General features: G+C 53.7%; 17 protein-coding genes and 1 pseudogene. 5 read left to right on the top strand and 13 right to left on the bottom strand.

Annotated elements, in window-relative coordinates; translation table 11 throughout:
• The first annotated feature begins 4 nt into the window (after positions 1 to 4).
• Positions 5 to 1,420, top strand: coding sequence for an ATP-binding protein (locus tag BSZ31_RS06900; RefSeq protein WP_105028121.1), 1,416 nt, complete (start codon positions 5 to 7; stop codon positions 1,418 to 1,420).
• On the opposite strand, the gene BSZ31_RS06895 is transcribed toward BSZ31_RS06900, so the two are convergent.
• The 10 genes and pseudogenes from BSZ31_RS06895 to BSZ31_RS06850 all read right to left on the bottom strand — a co-directional run bounded on the left by BSZ31_RS06895 (position 1,417) and on the right by BSZ31_RS06850 (position 12,088).
• Positions 1,417 to 2,313 carry a DUF429 domain-containing protein gene (locus BSZ31_RS06895; protein WP_105028120.1) on the bottom strand — a complete coding sequence of 299 codons (897 nt, stop codon included), beginning with the start codon at positions 2,311 to 2,313 and terminating at the stop codon, positions 1,417 to 1,419. The genes BSZ31_RS06900 and BSZ31_RS06895 overlap by 4 nt on opposite strands.
• Positions 2,310 to 4,058, bottom strand: a complete 1,749-nt coding sequence (locus BSZ31_RS06890) for an ATP-dependent DNA ligase (protein ID WP_105028119.1) — start codon at positions 4,056 to 4,058, stop codon at positions 2,310 to 2,312. Before BSZ31_RS06890 ends, BSZ31_RS06895 begins: the two co-directional genes overlap by 4 nt.
• Complete coding sequence (locus BSZ31_RS06885; RefSeq protein WP_105028118.1) at positions 4,055 to 5,065, bottom strand: ligase-associated DNA damage response exonuclease; 1,011 nt, start codon at positions 5,063 to 5,065, stop codon at positions 4,055 to 4,057. Before BSZ31_RS06885 ends, BSZ31_RS06890 begins: the two co-directional genes overlap by 4 nt.
• Positions 5,066 to 5,090: 25 nt before the next feature.
• Positions 5,091 to 6,443, bottom strand: coding sequence for a phosphatidylserine/phosphatidylglycerophosphate/cardiolipin synthase family protein (locus tag BSZ31_RS06880; protein WP_105028117.1), 1,353 nt, complete (start codon positions 6,441 to 6,443; stop codon positions 5,091 to 5,093).
• A complete protein-coding gene (locus tag BSZ31_RS06875) occupies positions 6,434 to 7,228 on the bottom strand; it encodes an endonuclease/exonuclease/phosphatase family protein (RefSeq protein WP_105028116.1) in 795 nt (264 codons plus the stop codon). Before BSZ31_RS06875 ends, BSZ31_RS06880 begins: the two co-directional genes overlap by 10 nt.
• Positions 7,229 to 7,432: 204 nt before the next feature.
• Positions 7,433 to 7,942, bottom strand: a complete 510-nt coding sequence (gene nudB, locus BSZ31_RS06870) for a dihydroneopterin triphosphate diphosphatase (protein ID WP_240605664.1) — start codon at positions 7,940 to 7,942, stop codon at positions 7,433 to 7,435.
• A gap of 20 nt (positions 7,943 to 7,962) precedes the next feature.
• Positions 7,963 to 9,766, bottom strand: a pseudogene (aspS, locus tag BSZ31_RS06865) (aspartate--tRNA ligase).
• Positions 9,763 to 10,464, bottom strand: coding sequence for a DUF502 domain-containing protein (locus tag BSZ31_RS06860; RefSeq protein WP_008249509.1), 702 nt, complete (start codon positions 10,462 to 10,464; stop codon positions 9,763 to 9,765). Before BSZ31_RS06860 ends, aspS begins: the two are co-directional and overlap by 4 nt.
• Positions 10,454 to 10,744, bottom strand: coding sequence for an FmdB family zinc ribbon protein (locus tag BSZ31_RS06855; RefSeq protein WP_105029784.1), 291 nt, complete (start codon positions 10,742 to 10,744; stop codon positions 10,454 to 10,456). Before BSZ31_RS06855 ends, BSZ31_RS06860 begins: the two co-directional genes overlap by 11 nt.
• Positions 10,745 to 10,966: 222 nt before the next feature.
• Complete coding sequence (locus BSZ31_RS06850; RefSeq protein ID WP_105028114.1) at positions 10,967 to 12,088, bottom strand: fatty acid desaturase; 1,122 nt, start codon at positions 12,086 to 12,088, stop codon at positions 10,967 to 10,969.
• Between the two features lie 114 nt (positions 12,089 to 12,202).
• On the opposite strand from BSZ31_RS06850, the gene BSZ31_RS06845 reads away from it, so the two are divergent.
• Positions 12,203 to 13,234, top strand: a complete 1,032-nt coding sequence (locus BSZ31_RS06845) for an AraC family transcriptional regulator (RefSeq protein WP_105028113.1) — start codon at positions 12,203 to 12,205, stop codon at positions 13,232 to 13,234.
• A 22-nt stretch (positions 13,235 to 13,256) separates the two neighbouring features.
• Here the strand turns inward: BSZ31_RS06845 and BSZ31_RS06840 are convergent, their stop codons facing one another.
• The gene (locus BSZ31_RS06840) at positions 13,257 to 13,739 is read right to left on the bottom strand and encodes a DUF411 domain-containing protein (protein WP_240605663.1); all 483 of its coding nucleotides are present in this window, start codon (positions 13,737 to 13,739) and stop codon (positions 13,257 to 13,259) included.
• 19 nt (positions 13,740 to 13,758) lie between these two features.
• A complete protein-coding gene (locus BSZ31_RS06835; RefSeq protein ID WP_105028112.1) occupies positions 13,759 to 14,418 on the bottom strand; it encodes a fumarylacetoacetate hydrolase family protein in 660 nt (219 codons plus the stop codon).
• 129 nt (positions 14,419 to 14,547) lie between these two features.
• On the opposite strand from BSZ31_RS06835, the gene BSZ31_RS06830 reads away from it, so the two are divergent.
• Positions 14,548 to 15,030, top strand: a complete 483-nt coding sequence (locus tag BSZ31_RS06830; RefSeq protein ID WP_168426884.1) for a response regulator transcription factor — start codon at positions 14,548 to 14,550, stop codon at positions 15,028 to 15,030.
• 25 nt (positions 15,031 to 15,055) lie between these two features.
• On the opposite strand, the gene BSZ31_RS06825 is transcribed toward BSZ31_RS06830, so the two are convergent.
• The gene (locus BSZ31_RS06825; protein ID WP_105028110.1) at positions 15,056 to 15,481 is read right to left on the bottom strand and encodes a hypothetical protein; all 426 of its coding nucleotides are present in this window, start codon (positions 15,479 to 15,481) and stop codon (positions 15,056 to 15,058) included.
• A 417-nt stretch (positions 15,482 to 15,898) separates the two neighbouring features.
• Here BSZ31_RS06825 and BSZ31_RS06820 point away from each other — a divergent pair, with 417 nt between their 5' ends.
• Positions 15,899 to 16,504 (top strand): TetR/AcrR family transcriptional regulator, encoded by a 606-nt coding sequence (locus BSZ31_RS06820; protein ID WP_105028109.1) that lies wholly within the window; start codon positions 15,899 to 15,901, stop codon positions 16,502 to 16,504.
• Positions 16,505 to 16,573: 69 nt separating this feature from the next.
• The gene (locus BSZ31_RS06815; protein ID WP_105028108.1) at positions 16,574 to 17,743 is read left to right on the top strand and encodes an iron-containing alcohol dehydrogenase; all 1,170 of its coding nucleotides are present in this window, start codon (positions 16,574 to 16,576) and stop codon (positions 17,741 to 17,743) included.
• Positions 17,744 to 17,812 lie beyond the last annotated feature (69 nt).

Raw genomic sequence — 17,812 nt, 5'->3', positions numbered from 1 at the left:
ATTCATGGGCAAGTTGTTCTGGAAATTCTTCTTTGGTTTTTGGTTGTGCCTGATCGCTGCGGCTGTGGCCACCGGGACCGCGTTGTACCTGATGCGAGAAAAACCCGCCAGCAGCGACATTGCTGAAGGTCCACGTGCCCAATTCATGCTTGAAACCATTCAGGAAGTACTTGAAGGCAAAGGGCCAAATGCCTTGCGTGACCTGTTGGACCGTAACCGCCAGCGAACTGGCAACGCCATACCGGTGTTTGCGGTGTCAAGCGAAGGCCAGGAGATATTAAGCCGTGAGGTGCCTGAGAATATTCAGCAACGGATTACTGCCTTGTTCAACAACAATGAGCCAACCGAGCAGGGTATCTTGAGAGTCACCGCGCAAGATCAGTCGCAATGGATTCTTTTCATTCCACGCAATCGTCGCCATCCAGAACCATCAAATACGGTCAATCCCAACACTGGAGAACCTGAACAAACTCACAGTGAAAAGCGCAAGCAACGCGAAGCGCTCGAGCCGCCACTTCCACCCATCCCCGGCGCAGGTTTGTTTGCCGCGTTTTTGGCCAGTCTGTTATTTGCAGGGGTACTGGCTTATACATTCAGCAGGCCGTTGAACACTTTGAAAAATGCGTTCAGGGAAGCGGGCAAGGGTCGATTGGGTGTGCGTATTTCAAACGGCCACAAAACCGGCAAAAAACGCAGCGATGAAATTGGGGAATTACTCAGTGGTTTTGACCACATGGCTGAGGAAATTGAAACCCGCATTGAACAACAGAAAGCCCTGCTGCATGATGTGTCGCATGAACTTCGCTCTCCATTGGCACGCCTGAATCTGGCCGTAGGCCTCGCCCGCCAAAACCCGTCCCAGCTGGATACCAGCTTGAGCCGCATTGAAACCGAGGCAGAAAGACTGGACAACCTGATCGGACAACTGCTGAATCTGTCCCGACTCGACTCCAGGCAAAACCCGGAAAGCAACCGCGAACACAATGTGATTGAATTGCTGTTGGCCGTGGTGGATGACGCACAATTTGAGGCAGAACAACAGAACAAACAAGTGGTGTTCAACAGCCGGGTAAAACGATGGAGATTGAATTGCGATGCCGAAAGCCTGCAAGGCGCATTCGACAATATCATTCGCAATGCGATCAAGCACACACCTGCCAACACAGCCGTGAGCATCGATTGTTCGCTTCAGGAGAAACAGTTGCGCATTGAAATCAAGGATCAAGGGCCGGGCGTGCCCGCCGCGCTGCTGCCCAAACTGTTCACTCCATTTTTCAAGCATGGAGAACACTCAGGCCATGGTCTGGGTTTGGCAATCGCCAAGAAGTCGATTCAGCGTGTGAATGGGGTGCTTGACGCACGAAACTGCGCGCCAAACGGTTTGCTGGTGTGCATTGAATTGCCGGGCAAGGGCACTTAGGGCGTCACACCCGCGATCCAGCCTTCCACAGGGTCAATCAGCTTGGGCAAACCGAAATTGGAATCAGCACGTTTTGCAGCCCACCCAGCGACCAAGCAACACAACACTGCATCCAGGTGATCGGCTTTGACGTCGTCAAGCAACTTCGCACGCAAATAAGGCCGCACTTGCACCTTGATGCCAAACAACATGCCCTCCTCCAGGGCACACAACAACTCGGAACGGGCCATTCGGCGATCCGCAGTGTCTTTTTTCGGGTCGTCGCTTTTGTAACTGGCCCGGTTCAACACCTTGCGAGCCAGGTAGCCGGGGTAGGCCTCCAGGGCCACGCGGGTAGGGTCACCACGTTGCATGCCTGGGATATGAACGCCTGATTTCATCAACAACGGTGCACCCGCATGCAGCATATAGGCCACCGGCGGGTTCACCCACTTCATCGAAGGCGAGGAGCCCGCAGGGCCATCGCACTCACGGTGCGCAAACTTGTGCCCGGCAGGCCTTGCATCACACCAGGCTTTGAAGGTGGCGCGAATTTGCTCACGGCTTAGCGCACTGTAGTAACTGATCAGATTTTCCCAGGCCTTGAAGTCGGTACGCCCGGCACCTGGCCACTTCAAGCCTTCGACCAGTTTGCGCGACAAACCAAACGGCATGTCAATCGCCGCCACAAACCCCAACTGTTCCAAAGGCCCTGCTGCGCGCTCGAATTTTCCAAACGCCTGCGGCCCTTCTTTCAACAGGGTTTCAAACTCGCCCAGCGTGGTCAGCGACATCAGTTCATCAACCGCCAGCACTGTGCCTTGCCAGTGGCCCACAGCCACAGCAATCGGCTTTTTCTTGGTGGGGCTGCTGGAAAAATCAATGCCGAGCAAGCGACTGTTCTCAGGATTCAAACTGCATTCTCCGGGGGCAACAAAGCTTCGAGCACGGCAAGGTGATCGGCTTCATGCAAAGGTTTATCGTGGCGAATGCGCAGCATACGTGGAAAACGAACGGCCACCCCACTTTTATGACGAGTGGAGCGGGAAATTGCTTCGAATCCAAGTTCGAAAACCAGCACTGGTACCACAGTGCGAACCGGCCCAAACTTGTCCACAGTGTGTTTGCGAATGACTCGATCGACTTCCTTGAATTCTTCATCGGTCAGGCCAGAGTAAGCCTTGGCAAATGGCACCAAACGGGGCAAACCACGGGCCACGGTGTCTTCCACTTTCTCACCGTTCGCAATTGCCTGTGCCACCTCTTGCGCTTGCGCCTCAGAAGCGGGTGGTGTTTCCCACACGGCAAAGGTGTAATCGGTGTACAGGCTTGCGCGGCGGCCATGGCCCCGCTGGGCATACACCAACACGCAATCCACGGTCATTGGATCAATTTTCCATTTCCACCACAAGCCATCGGCTTTGGTACGCCCAACTCCGTATTTGGACTCCAGGTGCTTCAGCATGAAACCCTCCACACCTCGCCCACGGCTTTCTTCGCGCAACAGCTTCAATGCATCCCAGTGGGGCGCTTTCACACTTTGCGACAACAACAAACGCGGCATGGCATTCGCGGCACTTTGTTCATGGTGTGAAGCATAAAATTTCTCCAGTGCAGTTCGGCGCTCACGCTGAGGAAGGTTTACCAGGTTGTCACCATGAAGCCGAAGCAGGTCGTAAGCCAAAAAAACAACCGGCGCATCGGCCATCAATTTTTTGCTAACCACTTTGCGATTCAAACGCCCTTGCAAAGCATTGAAACCCGCCGGCGCATCGCCTTGCCACACCAAAATTTCACCGTCCAGAATGCTGCCCTCGGGCCAATCTGAAAACGCGGCCTGCAACTCGGGAAATTGTTCACTGACCAACTCTTCACCGCGCGACCACACCCACACCTGCCCACCCTCTTTCACCACCTGAGCGCGAATGCCGTCGTACTTCCATTCAACCAGCCAATCATCAAGTGGGCCCAACTCTTCAGGCTCCTCTTGCAAGGGATGGGCCAGAAAAAACGGCAAGGGCTGACCCAAACGGCCGGGGTCTTGCCCTGTGCTGCTGTTTTCGGGCACAGCCAACAATGCGCTGAACTGCTCTGCTGTGGGTTGGTTGCTTGCATCGGCAAACCCCATCATGCGAGTGGCCACCAGTTTGGCATCCAGCCCAACCAGTTCAGCCAAGGCACGGATCACCAACAGCTTGGACACCCCCACTCGAAATCCGCCGCCCACCAGTTTCACAAACAGAAATCGCTCCGTGGCGGTCAGTTCATTCCAGCAAGTTTGCACAGCCGCAATGCGATCTTCGTCGGGCAGATTGCGCAGGGGCAGAATTCGGTGTTGCATCCACCAGGCCAAGCCTTCCGACTGGCTGGGCACTGTAGAGGAGGTCGGCAATACATGCGCGATTGTCTCTGCCAAATCGCCCACCGCCTGATAACTTTCCTCAAACAACCAATCGGGCAAGCCACTCACTTGCAGGGCTACCTCGCGCAGTGTGCGCGTGGGCACAGTGCGCTTGGGCTTGCCGCCGGACAAGAAGTACACTGCCCAAGCAGCGTCCTCAGCGGGCGCATGTTCAAAGTAATGCTTTAAGGCCTGCACCTTGTGCAAAGTTGAGGTAGAGCCATCCAGTTCAGCGAACAATTCTGCAAACTGCTTCATGCTGCGGGCTCCTGTTCGCCTTCTCCTTCGCCGCCATACTCAGTCACGAAGGCACGTGCATTCAATCCCTGCTCTTGCAGCCAGCGCACCATCACCTGAACATAGCCGTGAGTCACGATCACCTGTTCTGCACCAGTAGCCCCGATGGCACGCATCAGCCCGGGCCAGTCTGCATGGTCAGACATCACAAAACCCCGGTCTACATTGCTGCGTCTGCGACCGCCACGCAACTGCATCCAGCCCGAGGCAAACGCATCGGAGTACGCATTGCCAAATCGCTTCATCCAGGCTGCGCCTTGGGCAGCAGGCGGTGCAATGGCAAGGCAGGTTTTGTAAGTGGATTTATCGAGCACCTCGCTCACGGTCAACGTTTCTGGCAACTTCACACCCGCATCGCGATAGGCCTTGTTCAGGCCTTCGCAAGCACTGTGGCACACAATGGGGCCAATGCTTGAATCAACACCCGCCAGTATTCGTTGCGCCTTGCCAAATGAATAGCCGTACAACACGCTGGCTTTGCCCAGTGCTGCATTGGCAGCCCACCAGGCATTGATCTCGGCATAAATTTCAGCGTCGCTACGCCAGCGGTAAATGGGCAAACCAAAGGTAGACTCTGTGATGAAGGTGTGGCATTTCACCGGTTCGAATGCATCGCAAGTTAAATCGGGAGCCACCTTGTAATCGCCGCTGGCCACCCACACATGGCCTTGGTACTCCAGCCGAATTTGACAAGACCCCAACACATGGCCTGCGGGATGCAGCGAAATTTTCACGCCGTTGTGAACAGTGCTTGTGCCATAAGGCAAGGTGTCCAGAGAAATATTGCCCAAGCGGGTACGCAATACACCTTCGCCGGGCGCAGCACACAGGTAATGGTTGTGGCCAACACGGGCATGGTCAGCATGCGCATGGGTAATGATTGCGCGGTCTACCTTGCGCCACGGGTCGATGTAAAAATCGCCCGGTGGGCAATACAAACCTTCGGGGCGACTCACCACCAAATCCATGCTGCACTACCTTCAAGAACAGGCACTAATACCGGCTGCCAAAACCACCCAGAAAAACAGCCAAGAGCATTAATTTATAACACAGCCAGCTGAACACCCTTTCTTTCAAAGGTCGCTGTGCGTGTACATGGGCTTGAATTTCGCGGCTGTCTGTCTGAATGGATTTTTGTAGTTCTTCGCGCAGCGCACTTGCAAACTCGCGGTTATACACAATCACATTGGCCTCTCGTGCAAACAGAGAACTCAATGGGTCCAGGTTGGATGAACCCACCGTGGCCCAGTTGGAATCCACCACTGCTACTTTGGCGTGTAGAAAGCTGGGCAAATACTCATAAATATCGACCCCCGCACTCAACAAACTCGAATACAAACTTTGCGTGGCGTAATGCTGAAAGCGATACTCCACTCGCCCTTGCAACAACAACTGAATATGTACGCCTCGCGCACGCGCAGCCAGCAAGGCTTTGCGTATTTTGCGGCCGGGCAAAAAATAAGCATTGCTCAGAATGATTGAGCGCTGCGCATTGCCAATGGCCTGCACGTAGGCACGCTCAATTCGCCTGCGCAAGCGAAAATTGTCGCGCACAGCCAGCTGGGCTTTTACCTTGCCCGCTGCTTTGGGTTTGGGCGTTGCGCGCTGGCGGGCCATTGCCTCTTGCAACTGTTCAACCCTTTCCTTCCACCAAACCGAACTAAAAGTATCTGTCACCCGGCCGCCCGGGCCAATCTGCAGCCACAGCCACTCCATGTTGTGCCACACATCTTGCACCACTGGGCCCTTCAGCTGTACCGCGAAGTCGTATCGGGGTCCAAGCGATTGTTGATCAAGCAAGTCAGTATTCACCGTCATGGCTTGCTCACGCATTCCACCTGAAGCGCCCCAAATCGGCTCCCTTTTCTGTCGCGCGCGCTCTGTTGCCTTCAGCAACTCATCGCGTTCCCCTTCATGATTCAAGTCATCAATCAGGTTAATGCCGCCCACAAAAGCAATGTCGTGATCGACGGCAATGATTTTCCGGTGCATGCGGCGAAGCCGTTTCGGGTTCAGCTTGAACAACACGCCCTCAGGCCGAAACACCCGCACATGCACGCCATGCTGCTGCAAAGTGGGCACCCATGTGCGTACGCCTTCCTGTCCACCAAAACCATCCAGCACCAGGCGCACATTCACCCCGCGTGCTGCAGCACGGCACATCGCCTCACAAAATGCTTCGCCAATTGAGTCGTTTGCAAAAATATAGGTTTCGATGCGCACGGCATGCCTGGCCTGCTCGATGGCGTCCAACGCTCTTGGGAACAGTTGCTCGCCGCCCACCAACAACTCAACCGCATTGCCCTCCCGCTCGGGCGCGGCTGCCGGCAACAGGTTCAACACCATGCACACTCCAGGTCGACCACGAATGGCGCATGGTCAGACAACTTGGCCCAAGCAGGCCCATGAAGCACCGTGGCCTCATGAACCTTAAAACCACGGACAAATACGCGGTCGAGTCCCAGAACAGGAAACCGGCTCGGAAAACTACCCACGCGGGCCAGGCGATTGTGTTTGTCCAGGGGCATGACTTCCTCGGCCTTCAAGCCTTGCTGCAAAATTGGCCCCAAGCGGCGCTGCCAATCGTTGAAATCGCCAGCAACCACCAAAGGCATACCAGCAGGCACATGCGTACCCACATGTTCAATCAGTTTGCTGGCCTGCCGCACACGGCTGCGATACAGCAAACCAAAATGCGCCACCATGGCGTGAATGGGGCCTACGGGCGTTTTAATACAGCAATGCAACAAACCCCGCTGCTCAAGCCGATGGTCTGACACGTCCTGATTCAGCATCCATTCAATTTCATATCGCGACAACAAGGCGTTGCCATGGTGCCCGTGCGAATACACCGCATTCATGCCGTAAGCTGTGAAGTATTGCTGGCTGGCATGGCCCAACAGCTTGTCAATCGCAGAGGGCGATTGGGCCAGAAACTCGTGCTGCCCACCCTCGGGCCAATGCTCAAACTTGCCAGCATGGCGGTCGTGCCTGCCCTGCACTTCCTGTAAAAACACCAGGTCGGCATTCATGGCATGAATTTGTTCGCGCAGGGCGTGAATGGTCAGGGAAGGCTTGCGCAGGCCCATCACCCCTTTGTGAATGTTGTAGGTCGCAATTCGAAGTCGCATTACATGCAATACCTAGAAAATAGATCGGTAAATTACCAAGTCAATTCAAGTCATGTCACAAACACTGGGTATTGCCCCCCAATTAGGGTTACCCCTATACTCGAATTGTAAAAATTGAACCTTCTAAAGCAGTTTAAAACCGTTTCCAGCAGCAGCTATATACCGTATATGAAAAAAGGGGCCCTTCGCGGCCCCTTTGTATTTTCAAGCCAGCCCAGCCTGAAGCTTTAAGTTCAAATCAAGAATGGCTTGTGCATTGTTGGGTGAAAAACAGCGGTCCGCTGCCTCCTGTGCACTTAACCAGGCATATCCGACATGTTCATTGGCAGCCAGCTGGGGAACAAACTCTGCAGGCACACAAACCAGGAACCAGTGCTCCGTATTGTGGGTAACGCCTTGCGGGTAGCGATGACGCCAATGTTCGAATATTTCATACTGCGAACTGTGTGGCCACGGCCTGAGTACGCCGGGTTGCAACAATTCATCAGGTTTGGCATCCAGCACAGTGGGTGACTGCACAGGCGTGGCCGCAAAACCGGTTTCCTCGGCCAGCTCACGCACAGCCGCATGCAAGGGCAATTCATCCGGAAGATCAAGGCTACCGGTCACTGATTGCCAGTAACCGGCTTTGTCAGCCCGTTCTATCAGTAAAAAATCCCCGGCCGGGCTGACCATCACGACCAGCACCGACACAGGGATTTTATGACCGCTCAAAACTGCGCCGCCTACGGTGGTCAAGCGACGTTTTTGGGTTCGGTCTGCCGCAAACGAATATGCAACTCACGCAACTGCTTTTCGTCCACTGGGCTTGGAGCCTGGGTCAACAGGCACTGCGCACGCTGTGTTTTCGGGAAAGCGATTACATCTCGAATGCTCTCTGCACCACTCATCATGGTCACGATCCGATCCAGACCAAAGGCCAAACCACCATGGGGTGGCGCACCGTATTGCAGGGCATCCAGCAGGAAACCAAACTTGGCTGCAGCTTCTTCTTCAGAAATATTCAGCGCACGGAACACCTTGCTCTGAACCTTTTCCTTGTGAATACGGACCGAACCACCGCCCAATTCCCAACCGTTCAGCACCATGTCATAGGCTTTTGCCAGACACTTGCCGGGATCGGTGGTCAGGTAATCTTCATGGCCGTCTTTGGGGCTCGTGAAGGGGTGGTGGCAAGCCACCCAGCGACCAGCTTCTTCGTCCAGTTCAAACATGGGGAAGTCGATCACCCACAATGGCTCCCACTTGCCCTGCACCAAACCGGCTTTCTGACCAAATTCGCTATGGCCAATCTTCAGGCGAAGTGCACCCATGGCGTCGTTCACCACCTTGGCCTTGTCAGCACCAAAGAACAGAATGTCGCCATCAGCCGCGCCACTGCGCTTGAGCAGTTCATTCAGGGCTGTGTCGTGAATGTTTTTCACGATGGGCGACTGCAAACCATCACGCCCCTTGGCCAGCTCATTGACCTTGATCCAGGCCAGACCTTTGGCGCCGTAAATGCCCACAAACTTGGTGTAGTTGTCAATTTCCGAACGCGGAATCTCGGCACCACCAGGCACACGCAGCGCCACAACACGGCCATTGTCCATGTTGCTGGGCCGGAGAACACCTTGAAATCCACATCCTTCATGATGTCGGTGAGTTCAGTGAACTCCATCTTCACGCGCAGGTCGGGCTTGTCTGAACCAAAACGCGCCATGGCCTCGCTGTAGGGCATCACGGGGAAGGGGTTTTGCAATTCCACATCCATGGTTTGCTTGAACACCTTGCGGATCATGTCCTCGAACAGGTCACGAATTTCCTGCTCAGTCAAAAAGGAAGTTTCAATATCCACCTGGGTAAATTCAGGCTGACGATCGGCGCGCAGGTCTTCGTCGCGGAAACATTTGGTGATTTGGTAATAACGATCATAACCAGCCACCATCAGCATTTGTTTGAACAACTGGGGTGACTGCGGCAGGGCGAAAAACTCGCCCGCATGCACACGGAGGGCACCAGGTAATCGCGTGCGCCTTCCGGCGTGCTCTTGGTCAGCATGGGCGTTTCAATGTCTACGAAACCCTGTGCATCCAGGTGGTTGCGAATAGCCATGGCCACTTTGTAGCGCAGCATCAGGTTCTTCTGCATTTGCGGACGGCGCAAATCCAGAACCCGGTGAGTCAGGCGTGTGGTTTCAGACAGGTTTTCATCGTCCAGCTGGAAAGGGGGCGTGACCGAGGCATTCAGAATTTCAAGCCCCTTGCACAGTACTTCCACAGCACCGCTTTTCAGGTTGCTGTTTTCAGTACCCGATGGGCGGGCACGCACCAGGCCTTCCACACGCACACAAAATTCATTGCGCAAGGTTTCGGCGGTAGCGAATACATCGGCCAGGTCGGGGTCGCACACCACCTGCACCAAACCTTCTCGGTCGCGAAGGTCGATAAAAATAACACCACCGTGGTCACGGCGACGTTGTACCCAGCCGCACAGGGCAATGGTTTGGCCCAAGTAGGCCTGTGACACATTGCCACAATAGTCAGTACGCATTTTCATGAATGTAAGTCTTGTTTAATGGGTTGATCCAACACGTCATCAGAAGGTGTTACCACCCCCAAAGACACAATGTACTTCAAGGCCTCGTCCACCGACAAACCGGACGGACGCAATAATTTCTCTGGAACCATGATCACGTATCCCGAGGCTGGGCTGGGTGAGGTGGGCACATAAACAGACACCAGCGGCCCTTGATCATTCAGGTTCTCCAGCAGGCTGGGCGGCGGTGTGCCGGTCACAAAACCCAAGGCCCACACCCCGGGGTGTGGATAGGGCACCAACACCGAACGTGTGAATGCTTTGCCAGACGAGCTTAACAGCGTATCGGACACCTGCTTGACGCTGTTGTACACAATTTTGAACAGGGGAATGCGCGACAGCACCCAGTCCCCTGCCTTGAACAACCATGCACCAAAGTAATTGGCTGCCAACACCCCTGTGCCCAACAGCACGGCAAGCGTCAAAATAACACCCAGCCCGGGAATATGCACACCCAGCCACACCCGGGGGTGCAAAGCATCGGGCAGCAACATCAGGGTTTGGTCCATCAAACCCACCACCAAGGCCAACACCCACAAGGTGATTCCCAAAGGCACCCAGATCAACAAACCCGTCAGCAGGTATTTCTTGATGATGTCCGAGTTCAATACCCGTTCAGGCAACTTGGCCGATGACTTGGCTGTGGATTTAGCTGGCATCGGCACTCGGCGCAGTGGTTGAGGGTGAGGGTGCGCTGGTCGACGCCGCTGAGGCACCGGACGCCGCCGTTGAGCCCGTCACCGACGACGCTCCACTGCCGCCCCGGAAATCAGTGACATACCAACCCGAGCCTTTTAATTGAAAGCCTGCCGCAGTCACCTGCTTTGCAAAACTGGCCTGCCCACAACTTGGACACTGGGTCAAAGGGGCATCGCTCAGTTTTTGCAACACGTCTTTTTCGAAGCCACACGCTTCACAGCGATACGCATAAATTGGCATTTCCGCTACACCTGCAAATACAAACGAAAAACTCCCCATTATAAGATGGAAGGCTGTAGAACTCCAACATCCTGAATTTCAAAGACAAAAAAAGAGCGCTTTCCTCTCGAAAAGCGCCCTTCGTGTCGACGGAGTAGGCTGCCCCATTGAAGAATTCAGCCAATGACACTAGAACTACGCCGCCCTCTCTCTAGCAAAGAGCGGTTTTGGATCAACAGGCTCTTAGGCGGCCTGGTATCCTGCCTCTTTTTGACCTTGCTCGTTCATGGACCAACGGTTGGCTCGCTTGAAAGTGCCCAGATCATTGAATCGAACACCGTTTTCTCGCATCACCTCATGGGCACGCTTGGCGGTCATTTGGCGAATATAGAACGGGTCACGTACTACAAAGTGGTGAATGCCATGTGTGGAGCCGAAGTTGAAACAGAACAGGTGGGGAATGATGAACCACTTGCTGTTAAGTACCTGGCACTGCTGCACGAAATTACCGTCTTCAATATCGCCGAAATAGTGCATGTTCGAACTGATGAAGTTGATGCTGAAAGAGCGCAACAAGTTAGGGGCAAAAATCAGCACTGCAACTGTATTGGCAGTGGCCACAAGCTCAGGAGTCACAAACGCTGGCCAAGGCACGCTGTACCCAACAGCCCATGCAGCCGCCTCGATGGCCCAGTACGCCACGTAGGCATGCCAGCCAATGTAGAACACGGAAGCCACAGGGAAGTTGCCGGCAGCACCCATCATCAACATTTTCAGGCGACGGTTCTTTGGAATCTTGAACATCCGCAGCACAACACTCAGTTCCAGATCAAACATCATCAACAGACGCAGGGGCGTGAAGCGCTCACCGTTGGTGATTGCGCGCTCTTCCAAATCGGTTTCAGTGCCGGAATGCTTGTGATGATGCAAGTGGAGGTGGCGACGTGCCCAAGGATTGATGGTGCTGGGGCGGCAAATCCACACCAGAGCCATCATGAGGTTGTGCATGAACTTGTTCTTGCGGAAATACATGTAGTGAATCAGGTCATGTTCCAGCTCGTGCGTAAAGCTCAGGAAAATCGCAATCACTGGAATGGTCACGTACCAGGCCAGCACGCCTTCCAGATAAGCCCAACCAGTCAACACCGCACCTGCAATCGAGAACAGCAAAATGGCCATGCCGATCAGGTCTTGATGCTTCAAAATTGGATATTTGGCGCGAATGCGATCACCTTCGGCCAGCACCGCAGTTTTAATGGCAGCAATGCGTTTTTGATCCTGCGCATTGATGCTGTTTTGCTTGATGCGTGAGCCACCATCGGCCTTTGCCGCCTGACCCATCAGTTTTTCACTCAAACTTGACATACTCTTGCCTCTTTTCGTTTTGGCTTTTGGTGATTGAAGTATGCTTGGGTTTGACAAGTAAAGCTTGTTCCAGAACGACAAGCCCATGACCTTCGGCGCCAAAATCAAGAAGCAATGAACAACAAAGCGTCCAATTCGAACACAAACACACCGACCGCGCTGGCCAGCTGGATGCGCGGATTGGCGCGCGAACTGGAGCTGCAGGGCTGTCAACCGGCCCCCTTGTTTGAGCAAGCCGGGCTTGACATTGCCCTGCTGGAGTCTCCGGAAGCACGCTATCCCGTGCCACAAACCACCCTGCTGTGGCAAAAAGCCGTTCAGGCCACGGGTGATGAAACGTTGGGCATCAAAGCCATTCGGCACATCACGCCAGCAACCTTTCATGCAGTGGGGCTTAGCGTCATGGCCAGCGAGACCCTGGAGCAGGCGTTTGGTCGCATGCGAAGGTTTGCCGATCTCGTCACAGACGCCAGTGCAATCGAGCTTCAAACCACCGAGTCTGAATTCATTGTTGAACTCAAACTGAGGGAAGGCGCTCAACCCGCACATCAATCCACCGACGGTTTTCTTTGCTTGTTGGCCAACGCCGGCAAAGGCCTGGGAGAGCCGGGTTTGGTGCCTTTGCGGGTTGAATTAAGTCGCCCTGCACCGCAAACAGGCAACCTGGAGTTCTTTGAAAAAAGCTTTGCAGCTCCCTTGATATTTGGCTGCGAAACCATGCGTATCGTGTATGCGTTGGCCACCGTACACACCCGCCTGAAGGGCGCAAACCCCTTGATTGCAGAACACCTCGACCAGGCCAGCCAGGCGGCGATTGAACGCTTGAAACCCGCCCACAGCGCCAGCAAAGCCGTTCGCCAATGGGCGCTGAGTCAACTGGACAAAGGCGCACCCAGTATTGAACAGGCTGCTGCATTCATGCACATGAGCAGCCGCAACTTGCAGCGCAAGCTGGCCGAAGAGGGCACTAACCTTGCTAGCATTGTTGACGAAATAAGGCAAAGCGAAGCAACTCGCCGACTTAAACAAAGCCAGGATTCGCTGACAGCGATTGCACTTGACCTGGGATTCTCGGATGCCTCAGCCTTCAGCAGAGCCTGCAAGCGCTGGTTTGGGAAAAGCCCCAGCGAGATTCGCGGGGCCTAGCGCCCTCTCGGGCTCAGCCGCCTTACTGGATGGCACTGTAATGCGTGTAGGAAGTGTACGAGCCATTTTTGTTGACCAGCAACACATCGTATTGAGCGCGCTTGTGCGGAAAATCGGGATGCTCCATGCCTGGAGAACCCATGGGCATGGCTGGCACTGACAGACCCACCGCATCGGGTTTTTCCGCAATTAATTTCTTGATGTCTTCAGCAGGCACGTGTCCTTCGACCGCATAGCCTGCTACTTTGGCGCTGTGACAACTACCGTATTGCTGAGGCATACCCAAAGCGGCGCGGAATGAGTCGGTATTCTGAACATCGTTCACCTTCACGGTGAAGCCGTTCTGCTCCAGGTGCTCAACCCACTCCGAGCAACATCCACAGGTGGGTGTTTTCCAAACCTCGACAAAGTTATCGCCCTGCTGAACGACTTCCGCCGGTTTTTCGCTGCAAGCCGCCATCAGACTGGAAGAGGCCAACAGCAACACTGCAAGGCCATGTTTCATACAAAATTTTTTCATTGAATCAACTCACTTTGAATTCAGTATCGATCAAGCCGGGAAGAATCAAACGGACTTGATCGCCGCCTTTTAGAGGTCCTACGCCCTCGGGAGTTCCTGTGAAAACAAGATCACCCTCTTGCAGGGTAAACACCTGACTCAAGTAACGCACGATAAACGGAATTGGAAACAGCATTTTCCGGACATCACCGTGCTGCCGAATTTGTCCGTTCAAATGCATTTGAAACTCAATGCTGTGCGGGTGCTCAATGTGCTCTGCGGGCACAAACTGTGTCACTGTAGCGGAACAGTCAAAACCCTTGGCCACAGCCCAAGGCAAGCCACCCTGCTTGGCTTTGGTCTGCAGATCGCGTGCGGTCAGATCAAGGCCTAGGCCATAGCCGGCGATGTGCTTCAATGCCTTGTCTTCGGCAATGTTTTTTCCACCCTGCCCCACCAGTAAAACCAGTTCGGCCTCGTAATGCACATCACTTGAGTGTGCCGGCAACACAATCGGTGTTCCCGGCGGGTGCAGGGCCGATGTGGGTTTCATAAACACCACCGGATCTTCCTCGGGTCGATTGCCCAACTCGGCAATGTGTGCGGCGTAATTTCGACCGATGCAAAAAATATTGCGAACCTGGACTGCTCTGGTTTGCTGAGCCAGCAAGGCGACATGGGGCATGGGACATCCTGAGAGATCATGTATCGTGCAATTGTGCATCAAGACAGCGTCTCGTCCATAAAGACGATGCGATTTCAGTTGCGTACAGTACCTGAATTTGTCAACATCAAAAAAAACTGCACCCACAGCATGAAATTACTGGTTGTTGATGATCACTTACTGTTTCGCGAGGGGCTACGCCACATCTTGCTGAGACTTGACCAGACCGTTGACATACACGAGTGTGGCACTGTGCAGGAGGCTGTCGCAGTTGCGAACCACATCAGCGAATTTGACCTGGTGTTGCTGGACATGCAGCTGCCAGGTCTTCAAGGTCTGGAAGGCCTGCTGGCACTGAAGGGCGCATTCCCAACCAGCCCAATTACCCTGATTTCCGGCGTTGCGGACCAACGCGCGATTGCAGAGGGGATACGCTGTGGAGCCCAAGGCTTTGTCTCGAAATCCGGCAGCGCTGAAGACATGTTGAACGGTCTGCGGAAAGTCATCAACGGTGAACATCACATCCCCCCCGAAATCAGCAATTCGCAAGGCGATGGCATCCGGCTTCCCTTTGGTTCACAAGCCGCTCAGTGCAGCCAAATTGCGAACCTTGCTGTCGCACCTGCTCGGTAACTCGTGAAGAGCAGGTACACCCAGGCTAGATGCCCGACTCTTTCAGAAAGGGCCCAAAACAGGTGTCAAGCTCTGCCTTCTGGCACATCATGAATTTGGAGCCGGTGGCATGCATCACGATGTAATTGGTGGCCACGTTGCCATTGGGTACTTTGTGCCCCATGCAATCCGGCTGGTCATTCACCTGCACTACGGTGTCGACCCACTTGTAGAACCCCTGTGAATCAGGCCGCAAACTGATGTCATACCGTGTTTGAACCACCTGACCGCCACTGAGAATTTGCGTGGTTCCATCGGGACGAATGTCATAAATTTCGGAACAGGCTTGTTCAGGCAGGTTGATTCGCCACAAGCCCACCAACGGGTGCTCCGGAGGCAATTGGGTTTCCGCGTGCGACATGGTCGCGAAAGCTGCCAAAAAAATACCCAGCAAACCAAACCGATACTTCATACAACCCCCTGCACTATTGCTTATTGCGATTAGCATACTGAGGCTTTTCGGGAAGAACAAGCAGGTCGATGAAAAAAGCCTGTGGCCGTAACAGGCACACAGGCTTTCGGAGTTACTGCAATGCGGCGTTCAAAAGGGTCGTTCTTATAATAATACAAATAGTTAATCCAAGATCTTGATATGTAAATTCTTTTTTAATTTCTAAATAAAAGTGTCAGGATAGAATGAATTTTTTGGTGTCTTTAAGTGGCCACGAACACCAGTCCTCACTCAAATGTAAAGCAGGTTGTTGAGTTGCATCCAAAATTGACCCACTTAGGGTAAAGAGGGGGTGCAAATCAACATTCTTCACATAGTAAATTGAATTTTATTGTATTTTAACTAGACGACCGGTCCAATTGATGCCATAATGCACTTATGAGAAATGAGTTTCCAATCACAAAGTCTGGCGATACGCGTCAGCAAATCCTCGATACAGCCAAGGACATCATCCTCGGCAAGGGCTTTGCTGCGGCAGGTCTCAACGAGATACTTTCTACTGCCGGCGTGCCCAAGGGCTCGTTCTATCACTACTTCAAGTCAAAGGAGCAGTTTGGCGACGCCTTGCTAGCAGACTATTTTGACGACTACCTGCAGATGTTAGAGCGTATGCTTGAAGATGATGGCAGTACTAACTCCAGCCGCCTACTCAAGTTCTTTCAATTTTGGTTGGATAGCCAATCCAGCGATGTCACAACAGATAAATGCCTGGTCGTTAAATTGAGTGCGGAAGTGACAGATCTTTCCGAAGCCATGCGCTCGACGCTGAAGAATGGCACGGATCGGGTGGTAGCATGCCTCACCAACTGTGTGGAACAGGGCATACGCACCGGCGAGTTTCCCGCCAACCTCGATGCAAAAACCGTCACAATCGAGATTTACTACATGTGGATAGGCGCAACGCTTTTGACCAAAATAAGCCGAACGCGTGCTGCTCTGGAATGCGCCATGAACGCCACGAAAACTAGACTGGGGCTTGATTGAGTACGATCTTTTTATTTGGCCGAAAACTAGCCGACTGGTCTAATAACTGTAATTTTTAAGGAGTTTTTGATGTTGAATTTTGATTTTTATAATCCCACGCGTATCGCTTTCGGCAAGGGCAAGGTCGCCGAAATCGACAAGCTGGTGCCTGCTGAGGCTCGCGTGTTGATTGTTTACGGTGGAAGTAGCGCCAAGAAGAATGGTACGCTGGATGAAGTCAAAGCCGCACTGGGTGGGCGTTATGCCGAGGAATTCAGCGGCGTCGAGCCTAATCCGACTTATGAAACGCTCATGAAAGCCGTCGACCAAATCAAGGCTAACAGGCTGGATTATCTGTTGGCAGTCGGCGGCGGCTCGGTGATTGATGGCACTAAATTTGTCGCGGCGGCGGTGTATGCCGAGGGCGACCCGTGGGAGATTTTGCTCAAACGCGGTGCCAATGTGAAACAAGCCATGCCTTATGGCACGGTGCTGACCTTGCCTGCAACAGGCTCGGAGATGAACGACGGCTCGGTGATTTCACGCACCGAAACTGCATCCGGCTTACACGACAAGCTCTATTTCACCAGTGAGCATGTGTTTCCACAGTTCTCCGTACTCGATCCGACCAAGACCTATACCTTGCCGCCGCGTCAGTTGGCGAACGGCGTGGTGGATGCCTACACGCACATCATGGAGCAATACCTGACCTACCCGGTGGAAGCGCGCGTGCAGGACCGCTTTGCCGAAGGCCTACTGCAAACGCTGATTGAAATCGGCCCTAAAATTCTGCAAAACCCGCAGGATTACGATATGCAAGCCAATTTCATGTGGGTCGCCACGCTGGCCTTGAATGGCTTAATCGGCTCTGGTGTGCCGAGCGATTGGGCGACGCACATGATAGGCCACGAAATCACTGCGCTGCATGGTCTCGATCATGCGCAGACCCTGGCCATCATCCTGCCGACCATGCTCAGCCTGCGTCGCGATGCCAAACGCGCCAAGCTGCTGCAATATGCCGAGCGCGTCTGGCATATCAGTGAAGGTACAGAGGATGCTCGCATCGAAGCGGCCATACAGAATACCCGCGCTTTTTTCGAAAGCCTCAGCGTGCCGACGCGCTTATCCGCCTACAACATTAGCGCGGATGCCATTCCTGCCCTGCTGGCGCAGCTTGAAAGTCATGGCATGGTCAAACTCGGTGAGCATCAGGATGTGACGCTGGATAAGAGCAGGGAAGTGCTGGAAGCGAGTATTTAGATTTTTAGTAGGGTGGATAAGCGTGATAGCGCGTATCCACCATCTTCGTGTTTTATTTTTATATTAGGA

The organism is Limnobacter sp. SAORIC-690 (assembly GCF_002954425.1).
Lineage (GTDB): Bacteria > Pseudomonadota > Gammaproteobacteria > Burkholderiales > Burkholderiaceae_B > Limnobacter > Limnobacter profundi.
Note: the sequence above shows the minus strand (reverse complement) of the source record. Positions and strands in the feature narration are given on the sequence as shown.

Excerpts from the sequence above, each read along its gene's own strand:
- BSZ31_RS06885 (WP_105028118.1), bottom strand. The coding sequence starts at position 5,065 with ATGGATTTGGTGGTGAGTCGCCCCGAAGGTTTGTATTGCCCACCGGGC.
- BSZ31_RS06835 (WP_105028112.1), bottom strand. The coding sequence starts at position 14,418 with ATGCCCCATGTCGCCTTGCTGGCTCAGCAAACCAGAGCAGTCCAGGTT.
- BSZ31_RS06890 (WP_105028119.1), bottom strand. The coding sequence starts at position 4,058 with ATGAAGCAGTTTGCAGAATTGTTCGCTGAACTGGATGGCTCTACCTCA.
- BSZ31_RS06880 (WP_105028117.1), bottom strand. The coding sequence starts at position 6,443 with ATGGTGTTGAACCTGTTGCCGGCAGCCGCGCCCGAGCGGGAGGGCAAT.
- BSZ31_RS06830 (WP_168426884.1), top strand. The coding sequence starts at position 14,548 with ATGAAATTACTGGTTGTTGATGATCACTTACTGTTTCGCGAGGGGCTA.
- BSZ31_RS06875 (WP_105028116.1), bottom strand. The coding sequence starts at position 7,228 with ATGCGACTTCGAATTGCGACCTACAACATTCACAAAGGGGTGATGGGC.
- BSZ31_RS06815 (WP_105028108.1), top strand. The coding sequence starts at position 16,574 with ATGTTGAATTTTGATTTTTATAATCCCACGCGTATCGCTTTCGGCAAG.
- BSZ31_RS06840 (WP_240605663.1), bottom strand. The coding sequence starts at position 13,739 with ATGAAACATGGCCTTGCAGTGTTGCTGTTGGCCTCTTCCAGTCTGATG.
- BSZ31_RS06825 (WP_105028110.1), bottom strand. The coding sequence starts at position 15,481 with ATGAAGTATCGGTTTGGTTTGCTGGGTATTTTTTTGGCAGCTTTCGCG.
- BSZ31_RS06820 (WP_105028109.1), top strand. The coding sequence starts at position 15,899 with ATGAGAAATGAGTTTCCAATCACAAAGTCTGGCGATACGCGTCAGCAA.
- BSZ31_RS06860 (WP_008249509.1), bottom strand. The coding sequence starts at position 10,464 with ATGCCAGCTAAATCCACAGCCAAGTCATCGGCCAAGTTGCCTGAACGG.
- BSZ31_RS06845 (WP_105028113.1), top strand. The coding sequence starts at position 12,203 with ATGAACAACAAAGCGTCCAATTCGAACACAAACACACCGACCGCGCTG.
- BSZ31_RS06850 (WP_105028114.1), bottom strand. The coding sequence starts at position 12,088 with ATGTCAAGTTTGAGTGAAAAACTGATGGGTCAGGCGGCAAAGGCCGAT.
- BSZ31_RS06855 (WP_105029784.1), bottom strand. The coding sequence starts at position 10,744 with ATGCCAATTTATGCGTATCGCTGTGAAGCGTGTGGCTTCGAAAAAGAC.
- BSZ31_RS06900 (WP_105028121.1), top strand. The coding sequence starts at position 5 with ATGGGCAAGTTGTTCTGGAAATTCTTCTTTGGTTTTTGGTTGTGCCTG.